Here is a 14,273-nt window from a genome sequence, read left to right on the forward strand (position 1 = left end):
GAACAGCCGGTGGCTATCAGGTCATTGAACGCACAGAACTCGGCTGATGTCGTGATGGAGCGCGTCGGCCCCGGCGTAAAGGAAACCTCCGCTTCATTCCTCAATTCGCTGGTGAGGCATTTGCATGCCTTTGTGCGCGAAACCCGGCCGACCAGGGACCAGTGGCGCTCCGCCATGCAGCTTTTGACCGACATTGGTCACGCCACCGATGACCGGCGCCAGGAGTGGGTGTTGGCCTCGGATCTGCTGGGTGTCACCGCCCTCGTCGAAGAGATCAATGCCCAGCGCCACAGGGGCGCCACGCCCAATACGGTGCGCGGGCCGTTCTATCGTCCGGACGCACCCGCCATCGCGAATGGCGGGTCGATCTCGCTCGATGGTGCCGGCGAGGCCCTTCTGGTTCGCGGCCGTGTCGTCGACCTTGACGGCGTGGCCATCCCGGGCGCCCTTGTCGAGACCTGGCAGGCCAATGCCGACGGATATTACGAGAACCAGCAGCCCGATCGGCAGCCGGAATTCAACCTGCGCGGTGTCCTGAAAACCGACGGCCATGGGGGTTTTCTCTACCGCACGGTGCGCCCCGCCGGCTATGCGACACCGGCCGACGGCCCCGTCGGCCGGATGCTGGCGGGCCTCGGCGTCTCGCTGCGTAGGCCGGCCCATCTGCACTTCATCATCAGCGCCGAGGGTTTCGAGACCATCTCGACGCATGTCTTCGACGGTAGCGACCCGGACTTGGGCCAGGACGCCCTGTTCGGCGTCAAGCCCGAGCTCGTTGGGGACTTCAGGCGCGACGGCGATGGCTGGGCGCTCGACTTCACGTTCGTCATGGCCCGGGCCAGGCAGGAAAGGCGTGCAGCATGAACCTCTCATTCGTCTATCAAGGCAGCCCCGCGCATATCGTCTTCGGCGAAGGTTCGTCCAGGCATGTCGGCGAGTGGGTTGAAAAGCTCGGTGCCAGCAGGGCGCTCGTGCTGACCACGCCGCACCAGAAAGCCGAGGGCGAGGCCATGGCCACGGCCCTTGGCGGGCTTGCGGTCGGAACCTATGACAACGCCACGATGCACACCCCGGTCGATGTGACCGAAGCGGCCGTTGCACGTGTTCTGGACTTGAAGGCCGACGTGGTCGTGGCGCTCGGCGGCGGCTCGACCACCGGGCTCGGCAAGGCAATCGCCTATCGCACCGACCTGCCGCAGATCGTGGTGCCCACCACCTATGCCGGCTCGGAGGTGACCCCCATTCTCGGCCAGACCGAAGGCGGCGAGAAGACCACGCTGCGCAGCCCGAAGGTCCTGCCCGAAGTGGTGATCTACGATCCCGGCCTGACGCTGGGCCTGTCCGTCGCCATGAGCGTAACCAGCGGCCTGAACGCCATCGCGCATGCCGCAGAGGCGCTCTATGCGCCGGACGGCAACCCGATCACCGCGCTGATGGCGGCCGAGGGCATGCGTGCCATCCGGCAGGCGCTGCCTGTCATCATCGCCTCGGCCAGGGACAGGCAGGCTCGCACCGATGCGCTTTACGGGGCCTGGCTCTGCGGCTCGGTGCTGGGCCAGGTCGCGATGTCGCTGCACCACAAGATCTGCCACACGCTGGGCGGCAGCTTCGACACGCCCCATGCCGAAACCCATGCGATCATGCTGCCGCACACCATCGGCTTCAACGCAGGCGCCGCTGGAAAAGAGCTGCAACCGGTTTCCGACATCTTTGGCGGCACACCCGGCCAGGCACTCTACGATTTCGCCAGGTCCGTCGGATCACCGATGGCGCTGAAGGATTTCGGCCTGAAGGAAATCGATCTCGACCGTGCCGCCGAGATTGCGACCAGAAACCCCTACGCCAACCCTCGGCCCATCGACCGCGCTTCCATCCGCGCCCTGCTCCAGGATGCCTGGGAGGGAAGCCGACCGCCACTTTAGGCCCACTAAGGCGCTTTCGAGAGATGCCGATAGCTCTTCGAACAAGAAAACGCGCCAAAACAATAAGTTAGAGGAAAAGATGCGATCCGGAGAAATCGCACTTTTCTCTGGTTTCACGACGATCTTCCTGGGGAGGAAAGCAATGATTACGCGTCGCCATTTCCTGAAGACTTCCGCCGTGCTCGGCACGAGCGCCGCCTTCGGCGGGGTCGCCAGCCCGGCCATCGCGGCAGGCGCCGCGATCAAGCTCGGCTATGTCAGCCCGCAGACCGGGCCGCTGGCCGCCTTCGCCGAAGCCGACAAGTTCATCATCGAGGGCTTCCTGGCGGCGACCAAGGCCGTGGGCGCGAACTTCGAGGTCATCGTCAAGGACAGCCAGTCCAATCCGAACCGTGCCGCCGAAGTCGCCAAGGAACTGGTGGTCGATTCCCAGGTGAACCTGATGCTGGTCGCCTCGACGCCCGAGACGACCAATCCGGTGGCGACGATCTGCGAGGCCGAGGGCATGCCCTGCATCTCGACCGTGGCGCCCTGGCAACCCTGGTTCATCGGCCAGCAGGGCAATCCCGGCGCACCGGATTCCTGGAAGCCGTTCGAGAGCGTCTTCCATTTCTTCTGGGGCCTGGAAGACGTCATCGCCGTCTTCACCAACATGTGGGGCCAGCTCGAAACCAACAAGAGCGTCGGCGGCCTGTTCCCCAATGACGGCGACGGCAATGCCTGGGGGGATCCGAAAGTCGGCTTTCCACCGGTGCTCGATAAGAAGGGCCTCACCCTCACCGATCCCGGCCGCTATCAGAACCTGACCGACGACTTCTCCGCCCAGATCAACGCCTTCAAGACAGCCAAGGCCGAGATCATCACCGGCGTGATGATCCCGCCGGATTTCACCACCTTCTGGAACCAGGCGCAGCAGCAGGGCTTCAAGCCGAAAATCGCCTCGATCGGCAAGGCCATCCTGTTCCCGCAAGCCGTCGAAGCCTTGGGCAAGGCCGGCCACAACCTGTCGTCCGAGGTGTGGTGGACGCCCAACCATCCGTTCAAGTCTTCCTTGACGGGCGACAGCTCGGCGGCCTTGGCGGCTGGCTTCACCAAGGCGACGAACCGTCCGTGGACCCAGCCCATCGGCTTCGTGCATGCCCTGTTCGAACTGGCCGCCGACGTGATGAAACGTGCCGATCCTACCAATGCCGAGACGGTGATCGCAGCCATCGCCGCCACCAGGCTCGACACCATCGTCGGCAGGGTCGCCTGGGACGGTGCCAACCTCCCGCCCTTCGCGGCGAAGAACGTCGCCAAGACCCCGCTGGTCGGCGGCCAGTGGCGGCTTAGGGATGGCGGCGGCTACGATCTCGTCATCACCGATAACCAGACCGCGCCGCAGATTCCGACCGGTGGCAAGATGGAAGCGATCGCCTAGAGGCCATTCCTTATCCGGTGCCATCGCGGCTCCCTCCTCCCCATCGACGCGGAGAGGGACAGGAGAAGATCATGACGATCCTTGCCCTGCAAAACGTCTCGAAGAGCTACGGCGCCTTGAAGGTGACGCAGGACGTCTCCTTCGCGCTGGAGAAGGGCGAAGCCCTGGGCATCATCGGCCCGAATGGAGCCGGCAAATCGACGCTGTTCAACCTCATTACCGGCAATGTGGACGTCGACGGCGGCCGCATCATCTTTGAGGGCCGTGACGTCACCAGCACGCCGCCGATGGCGCGCTGCCTGGCCGGCGTCGGCCGCACCTTCCAAATCCCGCAGCCCTTCGACAAGCTCACGGTGTTCGAAAACCTGCTGGTCGCCGGCACCTTCGGCGCAAGCCAGTCGGAGAGCGAAGCCACCGACCGCTGCGCCGACATTCTGTGGCGAACCGGGCTTTCGCCCCGGGCCAACGACATGGCAGGTGGCCTCCGCCTCCTGCAACGCAAGCGGCTCGAACTTGCCCGTGCCCTCGCCACCCGGCCCACGCTGCTGCTGCTCGACGAGATCGCCGGCGGCCTCACCGAAGGCGAATGCGGCCAGCTCGTCGACACGATCCGCGCGGTGCACGAGACAGGCATCTCCATCGTCTGGATCGAGCATGTGCTGCATGCCCTGACCGCTGTCGTCGGCCGCCTGCTGGTGCTGGATTTCGGCAAGGTCATCGGCATCGGCCAGCCGGACGAGATCATGGCCTCCAAGACCGTGCGCGAAATCTATCTCGGGATCGATGTGTGATGGCGCTGCTCGAAACAAGATCCCTCACGGCCTTCTATGGCGACTTCCAGGCACTGTTCGGCGTCGACATGGCGCTGGCCGAAGGACAGACCGTCGCCATCATCGGCGCGAACGGGGCGGGCAAGACGACGCTGATGCGCTCGATCGCCGGCGTGCTGAAGAACGCGGCGGACCAGATCAGGTTCGATGGGCGCCCGGTCGGCGATCTCGCCGCCCCCGACGTGCTGGCGCTGGGTGTCGCCATGGTGCCGGAGGGCCGCAAGCTCTTCCCTTCGCTGAGCGTCGAGGAAAACCTACTGATCGGCCGATACGGACGGGCGATCGACGGCTTCTGGTCGCTCGATGCGATCTACGAGATGTTTCCGATCCTGAAGGAGCGCCGCCACAATCCCGGCACCGCCCTGTCGGGCGGACAGCAGCAGATGGTCGCCATCGGCCGCGCCCTGATGTCCAATCCGCGCGTGCTGCTGTGCGACGAGTTGAGCCTCGGCCTTGCCCCGGTCGTGATCAAGGACATCTACGCCGCTTTCCCGAAAATCCGCGGCAGCGGCGCATCCATCGTCATCGTCGAGCAGGATATCGGCCAGGCGCTGAAGGTCGCTGATCATGTCTACTGCATGATGGAAGGCCGCATCACGCTGTCGGGCAAGCCCTCGGACATCAGCCGGGACCAGATCCACGCCGCCTATTTCGGAGCGCATGCATGAACCTCATCGACACGATCATTCAAGGCGTGTTGCTGGGCGGCCTGTACGCCCTGTTCGCGGCCGGCCTGGCGCTGGTCTTCGGCATCATGCGCCTCGTCAACCTGGCGCATGGCGACCTCATCGTCATGGCCGCATTCGCGATCCTGTTCCTGGTCTCATCACTGGGCCTGAACCCGTTCCTGGCGGCGCTGATCGCCATGCCGCTGATGTTCGCCGTCGGCTGGGCCCTGCAATATTTCGTGCTCAACCGGACATTGGGACCCGACATCCTGCCGCCGCTGCTGGTCACCTTCGGGCTCTCCATCGTCATCCAGAACGGGCTGCTCGAGACCTTCTCCGCCGACAGCCGCCGCATCACGCTCGGCTCGATCGAAACCGCTTCGCTCGACCTGGGCTTCACCACCATCGGCGTGATGCCCCTCGTCACCTTTCTCTCGGCGGTCGGCGTGATCCTGGCCTTGAACCTCATCTTCTATCGCACGTCGCTCGGCCGCGCCTTCCGCGCCACCTCGGACGATCGCGTTACGGCAGGCCTGATGGGCATTCGCCCCGACGCCATCTTCGCCGTCGCGACAGGGTTGGCGCTGGTGGTCGCCACCATCGCCGCGCTCTATCTCGGTGCCCGCGCCAATTTCGACCCGACCATCGGGCCCGCGCGCCTGATCTACGCCTTCGAGGCGGTCATCATCGGCGGGCTCGGCTCCTTCTGGGGCACGCTCGCCGGCGGCTGCGTCATCGGCGTGGCGCAGGCGCTCGGCGCCAGCCTCAATCCGGAATGGCAGATCCTGGCCGGCCATATCGCCTTCCTGGCCGTGCTGCTGTTCAGGCCGCGCGGCCTGTTCCCCAGAGCCGTCGACTGAGGGGAGCCGAGATGAGCATGCAAGCCCCAACCGCCTGGAAAGTCGAGACGCGCACCCGCGCCTCCTCGATCTTCTGCCTCGCCGCGTTCCTGGTCGTGGCGCTCGGTTTCGTCGCCCCCCTGTTCCTGCCGCGCAGCGGCATACAGGACCTGTTCTTCATCCTGACCATGCTGGTGCTGGCGCAATGCTGGAACCTCTTGGCTGGCTATGCCGGCCTGGTTTCGGTGGGCCAGCAGGCTTTCGTCGGCCTTGGCGCCTATGCCATGTTCGCCGTCGTCATCCTGTTCGGCCTCGACCCGCTGGTCGGCGTCGTCGCCGGCGGGCTGGCCGCCGCCCTGCTCGCCATTCCCACCGGCTTCTTCGTGTTCCGCCTGCAAGGCGCCTATTTTGCCATCGGCACCTGGGTCATCGCCGAGGTCGTGCGCCTTGCGATGGCGCAAGTGAAGACACTCGGTGGCGGCACTGGTACTTCGTTGCCCTCGCGCGCCCCCCGCGACATGGTCGGCGTCAATCTGGTTCAGAACCTCTTCGGCGTGCGCTCGGCCCAGGCCGTCGATATTCTGTGCTACTGGCTCGCGCTGGCCCTCGCCGTCGCTTCGATCGTCTTCATCTATCGCCTGTTGCGCTCGCGGCAGGGCCTCGGTCTTGCGGCAGTACGCGACAACGCCCAGGCCGCCCGTGCGGTCGGCGTCGACGCCCTGAAGGTCAAGGCGGCGACTTATGTCATCGTCGCCTTCATCACCGGCCTCGCCGGCGCCCTGATCTATGTGCAGAAGGCGCGCATCTCGCCCAATGCGGCCTTCGCCGTGACCGACTGGACCGCCTATGTGATCTTCATCGTCGTCATCGGCGGCATCGGGTCGATCGAAGGACCGATCGTCGGCGTCATCGTCCTCTACATCCTGCAGAGCCTGCTGGCCGATTTCGGCTCCTGGTATCTGCTCGTCCTGGGCCTGATCGGCATCGTCGTCATGCTGTTCGCCCCACGCGGCCTGTGGGGGCTGTTTACCGAACGGACCGGCATTCAGCTCTTCCCGGTTCGCCGCATACTCACACCCAGACAATCCAACAAGTAGAGTGTCTTGTTTTTAGATCGAACCATCAAGAACTGCAAAATGCTCCGTTCCAGACACGTCAAGAGGAACGAACGCCCAACCCAAACGCATTTTGCTCTGGATATGGAGAGGGAACATGGCCGACATCACCACCGACGTCCTCGTCATCGGCACCGGACCGGCAGGTTCCGCCACCGCGGCGCTGCTCTCGAGCTATGGCATCGAGAACATGGCGATCAATCGCTATCGCTGGCTGGCCAACACGCCGCGGGCCCACATCACCAACCAGCGCACGATGGAAGTGCTGCGCGATCTCGGCCGTGAGGTGGAGGATGAGGCCTATCTGTTCGCGGCGCATCAGGAGCTGATGGGCGAGAACGTGTTCTGCACGTCGCTGACTGGCGAGGAGATCGGCCGCATGAAGAGCTGGGGCACCAGCCCGCATTCCAAGGCCGAGCACCTGTTGTCCTCACCGACTTTGATGAACGACCTGCCGCAGACCTTCATGGAGCCGCTGCTGTTCAAGACCGCCTGCTCGCGCGGCACCCAGGCGCGGCTGTCGACCGAATATATAGCGCATGTGCAGGACGAGGACGGCGTCACCACCACCTGTCTCGACCGGCTCACCGGCAAGCAGTTCACCATCCGCTCGAAATATCTGATCGGCGCCGACGGCTCCAACTCCAAGGTGGCGGAGCATGCCGGCCTGACATATGGCGGCAAGATGGGTCTCGGCGGCTCGATCAACATCCTGTTCAAGGCCGACCTGTCCCGATATGTCGCGCACCGTCCCTCGGTGCTCTACTGGGTGGTGCAGCCGGGCGCCGATGTCGGCGGCATCGGCATGGGCCTGGTGCGCATGGTGCGCCCGTGGAACGAGTGGCTGATCGTCTGGGGCTATGACATCAACCAGCCCGCGCCCAAGGTCGACGAAGCTTTCGCCACCAAGGTCGTGCGTGAACTCGTCGGCGATCCTGAGCTGGATGTCGAGATCGATCAGGTCTCCACCTGGACGGTCAACAACATGTATGCGGAGACGGTATCGAACGGCCGGGTCTATTGCATGGGCGACGCCATCCACCGCCATCCGCCGTCGAACGGCCTTGGCTCCAACACCTCCATTCAGGACGCGTTCAACCTGGCCTGGAAGCTCGCTTTCGTGCTGAAGGGCCAGGCGGGCAAGGAGCTGCTCGACAGCTATCAAGCCGAACGCGCCCCCGTCGCCAGGCAGATCGTCACCCGCGCCAACAAGTCGATCGAGGAATTCGGACCGATCTTCAAGGCGCTCGGCCTGCTCGACTCGATCGACCCGGTGAAGATGCAGGAGAACATGGACGCCCGCTGCAATCCGAACGAGGCAGGCGAGGCCCAGCGCAAGGCCATCCGCGAGGCGATTGCCGCCAAGGTCTATGAGTTCGACGCGCACGGCGTGGAGATGAACCAGCGCTACCGATCGAAGGCCGTCCAGCCGGACGGGCAGGAGGAACCGTCCTTCGAGCAGGACGCCGAACTGCACTTCCAGCAGACGACATGGCCGGGCGCCCGCCTCCCGCATGCCTGGGTGTTCAGCGGGCGCGGCGAAAAGGCCTCGACGCTCGACCTGACCGGTCATGGCAAGTTCACCATCCTGACCGGTATTCGCGGGCAGGACTGGGTGAAGGAAGCCCAGGCCGTCGGGCAGGAACTCGGCCTCGACATCGCCGTCCATGTCATCGGCCCCCGCCAGAAATGGCAGGACCTGGCCGGCGAGTGGGCACGCGTCAGCGAGATCGAGGAGAACGGCGCGGTCCTGGTTCGCCCGGATCATCACGTTGCCTGGCGCGCCAAGACCTTGCCGGCCAAGCCGGACGCAGAGCTACGCCGCGTGTTGAAGGACATCCTGGCACGGGCCTGACCCCGTCCCGTCAATTTCGGTCGGGTGGCCCGAGCGCGCCACCCTCCCCTTATCGACACCGGGCCAGCTCGGTGATCGCAAGCTCGAACGAGGTAAGCCGTGAGCTATTTTTCCGAAGACCATTCCATCGAGACGGTCAATGGCCGCATGGGCCGGGATATCGACCCGCGTCTCGCCATAGTGATGTCAGCCCTCGTCAAGCATCTGCACGCCTTCGCCAAGGAGGTCGAGCTGACGCAGGAGGAGTGGAATTTCGGCATCGATTTCCTCACCCGCACGGGACAGATCTGTTCCGGCGAGCGGCAGGAATTCATCCTGCTGTCCGATACGCTCGGCCTGTCCATGCTGGTCGACACCATCAACAATCGCCGCCCCTCGGGCGCCACGGAGAATACGGTCTACGGGCCGTTCCATGTCGCCGATGCCCCGGTGCGCGAGATGGGGGCGACCATCACGCTCGACGGCAAGGGCGAGAGCTGCCTGTTCGAGGGCCGCGTGCTGGATCTGCAGGGCAACCCCATCGAGGGAGCGCGCGTCGATGTCTGGTCCGACAATGCCGACGGCTACTACGATGTGCAGCAACCCGGCATTCAACCCAAGGGCAATAATCGCGGCATCTTCATCACCGGGCCGGACGGCAAATACAGCTTTATCGGCATCAAGCCGGTTTCCTATCCGATCCCGGACGATGGCCCGGTCGGCAAGATGCTGGCGGCAGTGGGGCGCCATCCCTACCGCCCAGCGCATATGCACTATCTGGTAACGGCGCCCGGGTTCAAGACAATCGTCACCCATACCTTCGTGGGCGGCGATGAATATCTCGAATCCGATGCCGTATTCGGCGTGAAGAAGTCGCTGATCGCACCGTTCGACAGGCTCGAAGGCGAAAAGACGCTGTGGCGCTCACCTTTCGACTTCATCATGGCGCCCGACACGGCCGGAGCCTGAGGAGGATGGATCGAAGGGAGCAAAAAGCCGCACGGGTATATTGCTCGCCCCTTCCGATCGCAAGCCACTGCCCGCGCCATAATTGCTTACGTGGTGCCGCCCCTCACCCTTACCCTCTCCCCGCAAGAGGCGGGGCGAGGGGGCGGCAAGCGTCGCGATCCACCTCGGGGCCGTCATCTTGCTCGATCGGTGGGCGAGATGACCGCTTTAGGAATGAAACAAGCGGCGGAAGTCCCCCTCGCCCCGCCTCTTGCGGGGAGAGGGTAAGGGTGAGGGGCAGTGCCGACCTTGACGGAGTGAGCAACCACCCCGCGCAGCTTCTTCGAGTAGAATCATATACAAAACAAATGTTTATCGCCAACGGCTACGATGTTTGATCCAGGCGTCACTGCATCGTTTTGCAATGACAGTGCTTGATCGGTCAGGCATCAATGCCATCGGCATGAAAGGAAAGAGCGCGCTCATGACTGAACGCGCTCTGCTTTCGATCTTTGTTAGCTAAAGGTCTGGATCGGCACGGGATCGGCCGCCTGTCGGAGCGGACTATTGGGCGAGATAGCCGCCATCGATCACCAGTTCCGCCCCGGTCATGTAGCTCGCTTCGTCGCTGGCGAGGAACAGCACGCCGTTCGCCACCTCGATCGGCTTGCCGGCCCGCTTCATCGGGGTAGAGGCGATGACGAAGGCATTGATGTCGGAGGCCTGTGCTTGAGTGAGTGGCGTGTCGATGAAACCCGGGTGAACGGAATTCACCCTGATGCCGTCGGCGACATAGCTCATCGCCGCATTCTTGGTCATGTTGCGCACGGCGCCCTTGGTGGCGTGATAGGCATGGGCACCACCGACGGCGGCATTGCCCCAGATCGAGGAGAAGTTCACGATCGACCCACTTTTCTGCCGGCGCATGGCCGGCACCACCGCGCGCATGCCGAGAAACACTCCCGTCTGGTTGACGGCGATGACACGCTGCCAGGCGGCAAGATCGAGTTCGTCCAAGGGCTCATAGGCGATGATGCCGGCATTGTTGACCAGGACGTCGATGCGGCCGTGCCTGGCGAGGATCGTCTCGACGGTGCCGGCCCAATCTTCCTCGCGGCTGACATCGAGGCGCACGTTTTCCACGCCGGCGGCGTGCGGGTGATCGGGGCCGGCGATGTCGCCGGCATAGGTGATTGCGCCCTCGCGGGCGAAGAGCGCGGCAATCTCATAGCCCATGCCGCGGGCTGCACCCGAAACCAGGGCGACCTTGTCCTTGAGCCGCATGGCCCTTCCTCCTAAATTTGATCGTTAAGTCCAAAAGTAGACGTCCGACGCTACCGGCCAAGCCAGGGATAGCGGGCACTGTCCTTCCCGGCGTAATCGGGATCGAGATAGATGAAGCAGCGCTGGATCTTCCAGTCGCGGATCTCGAAGACGTCGCACCAGCGCCCCGCACCCCAATCGGGCACGCCAGCTCGCCAGGGACCGTCCTTGTGCTCGCCGTGGCTGGTGCCCTCACAGACGATGACATCGCCGCCCGAAAACACCCAGTTGAAGGCGGCATAATGGTGGACGATGCTCTTCAGCGTGCCGCCGACATCGCCGAACAGGCGTCCGATTGCCTCCTTGCCGTCGGCGAGGCCCCATTTGGGGAAATAGACCTGCGCATCCTCGGCGAAGAGGTCGAGGATGGAGCCGCCATCCGAGGTCACGCCGGCCTTGTCGAAGGCCTTGAGATATTCGAGGGCGACGGATTTGCGCTGCTCGTCGGTCATGGTCTGCCGGGTCAGGGCCATCGGCGTTTTCTCCCTTGTCGATGCTTCATTCGGCTGCGATCTTGCCGACCGCCGTCTTGATCGGTTCGAGATGGGCTCGCCTTGCGGCGAGATAGGCATAGGCGAGGATGGGGCCGAGCGTGCCGCCGCCGGCCCAATAGGCCCGCGCCGAGGCCGAGGCGACGCAATTGCCGACACCGTAAAGGCCGGGAATGGGCTGGTCCTCGTCGTCGAGCACCTGTCCCTGCGGCGAGGTCTTCGGCCCGCCCTTGGTGTCGAGATTGCCGCCGCTGAGCAGGGCCGCATAGAACGGGCCCGATTTGGCGATGGGGTACATGGTCGGGTTCTTGCCGGCCGGCTCGGCCACCGGACCGTTGAAGAGCTGCTCGACCGGCCGCTCCCCACGCCGGAAGTCGAGATCCCTGCCGCTCTCGGCAAAGCCGTTGAAGCGGTCGATGGTGGCGCCGAGGCTCGCAGCGAAATCCGCGGAGAGGCCAAGGCCGCCAATATTGTCTGCGTGCCGGGCCAGGCGCTCGGCGATGCCGACTGAGAGCCCTTCCAGCGTATCGGCCTTGACGACATGGGCATCGTCGGCGCCGGGCGGCACGATGAAGCGGCCATATTCGTCGCTGGCGCTATGATCCTGGCTGCGCTGGTCCCAGATCGCGAACAGCACGAGATTGGGATATTCGCCCTTGGCAGCATCCCATTGGAAGAAGGCCTGCGCGGATTCGTTGTAGGCGAGCTTCTCATTGGTGACGCGCCGGCCCTGCCGGTCGACATAGATCATCGAGTCTCCCGAGGGCGAGAAGGTGCCGATCAGGCCAGGATCACGATTGAGCGCCTTTTCCAGCACGATCGGGCACATCCAGGCATAGTTCATGTTGCGCAACTGCCCGCCCGCCGCCGCGCCGATCCGGACGAAATCGCCCTCGTTGGAAACGGCGGCGCAGCCGCCGAAAACCGGGGCGGCGAGGAAATTGCGCCGCATCTCGGCATCATGGGTAAAACCCCCGCTGGCGAAGATCACGGCCTTGCGTGCCCTCACGGTGGTCAGGCGCCCGTCGATGTCGCTTGCCTGCACGCCGTTCACCGCTCCGTCATCGCCTCGGGTGAGGCGCTGGACCCGCATGCCCGTGCGGATCTCGATGCCGTGGCGCCTCGCGGTGGCGGACATCGTGCGGATCGCGACCTCGCCGCCGTCGGACATGCTGTCCTTGGCGCCCTTGGGCAGCAGCACCCGGCCTTTCGGCGCCTTGTCCTCGCCGAACTCGGCCCAATAATCCGGCACGTCGGGGCAATGGCGATATTCAAGCGCGCCCTTCTCGGCCAGAAGCTCGGTCGCCGTCGAGGCGTTGTCGTAGAAGGCCTCGCACATGGCGTATTCCCATGGGTCGAGGCCGAAGGTCGGATGACCGGCGACATAGCGCTCCGGCCGCGCCAGGCGCGCCATGTAGCGGATGCAATCGGGTTTGGGGTCGGCAATGCCGAGCGCCTGCATAGCCTTGTTGTTGGGCACCCAGTACCAGAAGGCCGCCTTGCGCGTAGTGCCACCGAGTTCCGGCGCCTTTTCGAGCAGGACGACCTCATTGCCCTCCCAGCGCGCGAAGAGCGCGGAAGCGAGCCCGCCGGCACCGCCGCCGACCACCACGATATCGGTTTCGATATCGAAATCGGCCGCGGTCACCGGCTTGGCGCTGGCACGGGCCGGCAGTTTCATGGATGCAGTCATGCGCGTCCTCCCCTCTCCCGGCCCGCTTGAAGCGCTGGGCCGCCGAACATCGAGGTCTGTCGCGGACAAGCCGCTCGACCGTTGCGTACAGGCTGCCGGAAATCGGGCGCCGACGTCTTTCACGATCGGGGCGTTACAAAAACTGATCAGGTCAACGAAAAGACAGATGTGCGAATATCGTACAAAGGTGCGAATATTGCACCCAGCGCAATTTCCTGGCAGTATCCGCGCGTTTGAATGTAGCCGGTCCGGCATCAAGATCGGATGGCTGCCGGGAAGCGCTCGAAACGCAGGTGCGCCCGCGAGGGCACGCCGGATGGGGGACGCCATGGACACCCCGCAATGCCTCGCCGCCACGATGAACACCGGCGGCGCCCAAGCAGAATGCGCGCTCTGGCATCTGGAGCCCGCCAAGCCCTATCGGTTGTCATTCGAGAACGAGGCCGATGTGGTCTGCCTCCTGCTCGGCGCGATCGAGGCGAAGACGGGCTATGACGGACGCAGCCCATCCGCGATGCGTTTCGATGCCCTGACGGCTGCCTTCCATCCCGCCGGCGGCCGCGTGGCGGTCGAGGCCAGCGCCGTGTCCGCGGGCTTTGCCGCCTTCCGCTTTGCGCCCGAACTCCAGCACAAACTGCTGGGCGCGGACTATCGCCTCGCCCCCATCCCCACCAGCATCGACAACATCGCCTCCCCATCGATTGCCGGCCTGGTGGCCTATGCGCGCACCCTGTTCAATGCCTCGTCGCAGCCCGACAGCATCGCCGTGGAGGCCGTTTCGCAACTTGCCCTGGTGGATGTCTTCCGCTCGCTGCGGGCCTTCGCAAGCAAGACCGCCTGTGGCCCGCTTTCGGACCGGGAATATGCCCGTCTTCGCGAGCACATCGATGCCAATATCGCCGAACGGCTGAGCCTGGTCGAGCTGTCCGATCTGCTCGACCTGCCGGTGATCACATTGCGGCGGCGCTTCCAGCGCAAAGCCGGCCTGCCCCTGCACCAGTTCGTCCTGGAGCGGCGCGTGCAGATCGCGCAGCATCAGCTCACCGCGACCTCAGCGCCGCTGCGGGAGATCGCCGCCAGTTGCGGCTTTGCCTCCCAGCAGCACATGACGAGTGCCTTCAGCCGGCGGCTGGGGCTGACGCCGTTGGCATGGCGCGAACGCGCGCGAACGTGAACACGGGACTTGCTGC

The 14,273-nt window shown here is 64.6% G+C and carries 13 protein-coding genes; 10 read left to right on the forward strand and 3 right to left on the reverse strand.

The genetic code is table 11. The features are described from left to right. The first annotated feature begins 54 nt into the window (after positions 1-54). The 9 genes from ABXS05_RS17300 (at position 55) to ABXS05_RS17340 (ending at position 9,597) form a co-directional block, all read left to right on the forward strand. On the forward strand, positions 55-864 hold the full coding sequence (locus ABXS05_RS17300; protein WP_367624892.1) for a dioxygenase family protein: 810 nt from the start codon (positions 55-57) through the stop codon (positions 862-864). Next, positions 861-1,922: a maleylacetate reductase gene (locus tag ABXS05_RS17305; RefSeq protein WP_367624791.1), complete on the forward strand. Its 1,062-nt coding sequence runs from the start codon at positions 861-863 to the stop codon at positions 1,920-1,922. Before ABXS05_RS17300 ends, ABXS05_RS17305 begins: the two co-directional genes overlap by 4 nt. Positions 1,923-2,064: 142 nt before the next feature. Beyond that, positions 2,065-3,342, forward strand: a complete 1,278-nt coding sequence (locus tag ABXS05_RS17310) for an ABC transporter substrate-binding protein (protein ID WP_367624792.1) — start codon at positions 2,065-2,067, stop codon at positions 3,340-3,342. Between the two features lie 71 nt (positions 3,343-3,413). After that, positions 3,414-4,133 carry an ABC transporter ATP-binding protein gene (locus tag ABXS05_RS17315; RefSeq protein ID WP_367624793.1) on the forward strand — a complete coding sequence of 240 codons (720 nt, stop codon included), beginning with the start codon at positions 3,414-3,416 and terminating at the stop codon, positions 4,131-4,133. Continuing rightward, entirely contained in the window at positions 4,133-4,840 is a 708-nt protein-coding gene (locus tag ABXS05_RS17320; protein WP_367624794.1) for an ABC transporter ATP-binding protein, read from the forward strand. Before ABXS05_RS17315 ends, ABXS05_RS17320 begins: the two co-directional genes overlap by 1 nt. Next, positions 4,837-5,700 (forward strand): branched-chain amino acid ABC transporter permease, encoded by an 864-nt coding sequence (locus ABXS05_RS17325; RefSeq protein ID WP_367624795.1) that lies wholly within the window; start codon positions 4,837-4,839, stop codon positions 5,698-5,700. Before ABXS05_RS17320 ends, ABXS05_RS17325 begins: the two co-directional genes overlap by 4 nt. Positions 5,701-5,711: 11 nt before the next feature. Next, positions 5,712-6,776: a branched-chain amino acid ABC transporter permease gene (locus ABXS05_RS17330; protein ID WP_367624796.1), complete on the forward strand. Its 1,065-nt coding sequence runs from the start codon at positions 5,712-5,714 to the stop codon at positions 6,774-6,776. 115 nt (positions 6,777-6,891) lie between these two features. Further along, complete coding sequence (locus ABXS05_RS17335; RefSeq protein WP_367624797.1) at positions 6,892-8,649, forward strand: FAD-dependent oxidoreductase; 1,758 nt, start codon at positions 6,892-6,894, stop codon at positions 8,647-8,649. A gap of 147 nt (positions 8,650-8,796) precedes the next feature. Next, positions 8,797-9,597 carry an intradiol ring-cleavage dioxygenase gene (locus ABXS05_RS17340; RefSeq protein WP_367624893.1) on the forward strand — a complete coding sequence of 267 codons (801 nt, stop codon included), beginning with the start codon at positions 8,797-8,799 and terminating at the stop codon, positions 9,595-9,597. Between the two features lie 543 nt (positions 9,598-10,140). Here the strand turns inward: ABXS05_RS17340 and ABXS05_RS17345 are convergent. From ABXS05_RS17345 to ABXS05_RS17355, 3 genes are read right to left on the reverse strand one after another with little or no spacing between them, the layout of a single operon-like run. Beyond that, a complete protein-coding gene (locus ABXS05_RS17345) occupies positions 10,141-10,860 on the reverse strand; it encodes an SDR family NAD(P)-dependent oxidoreductase (RefSeq protein WP_367624798.1) in 720 nt (239 codons plus the stop codon). Positions 10,861-10,910: 50 nt separating this feature from the next. Further along, positions 10,911-11,372, reverse strand: coding sequence for a nuclear transport factor 2 family protein (locus ABXS05_RS17350; RefSeq protein ID WP_311937178.1), 462 nt, complete (start codon positions 11,370-11,372; stop codon positions 10,911-10,913). A 25-nt stretch (positions 11,373-11,397) separates the two neighbouring features. After that, positions 11,398-13,083 carry an FAD-dependent oxidoreductase gene (locus tag ABXS05_RS17355; protein ID WP_367624799.1) on the reverse strand — a complete coding sequence of 562 codons (1,686 nt, stop codon included), beginning with the start codon at positions 13,081-13,083 and terminating at the stop codon, positions 11,398-11,400. A 328-nt stretch (positions 13,084-13,411) separates the two neighbouring features. Here ABXS05_RS17355 and ABXS05_RS17360 point away from each other — a divergent pair, with 328 nt between their 5' ends. Then, a complete protein-coding gene (locus ABXS05_RS17360) occupies positions 13,412-14,257 on the forward strand; it encodes a helix-turn-helix domain-containing protein (protein WP_367624800.1) in 846 nt (281 codons plus the stop codon). Positions 14,258-14,273: the final 16 nt, after the last annotated feature.

This window comes from Labrys neptuniae (assembly GCF_040797145.1).
In the GTDB taxonomy this organism is placed as follows: Bacteria; Pseudomonadota; Alphaproteobacteria; order Rhizobiales; family Labraceae; genus Labrys; species Labrys neptuniae.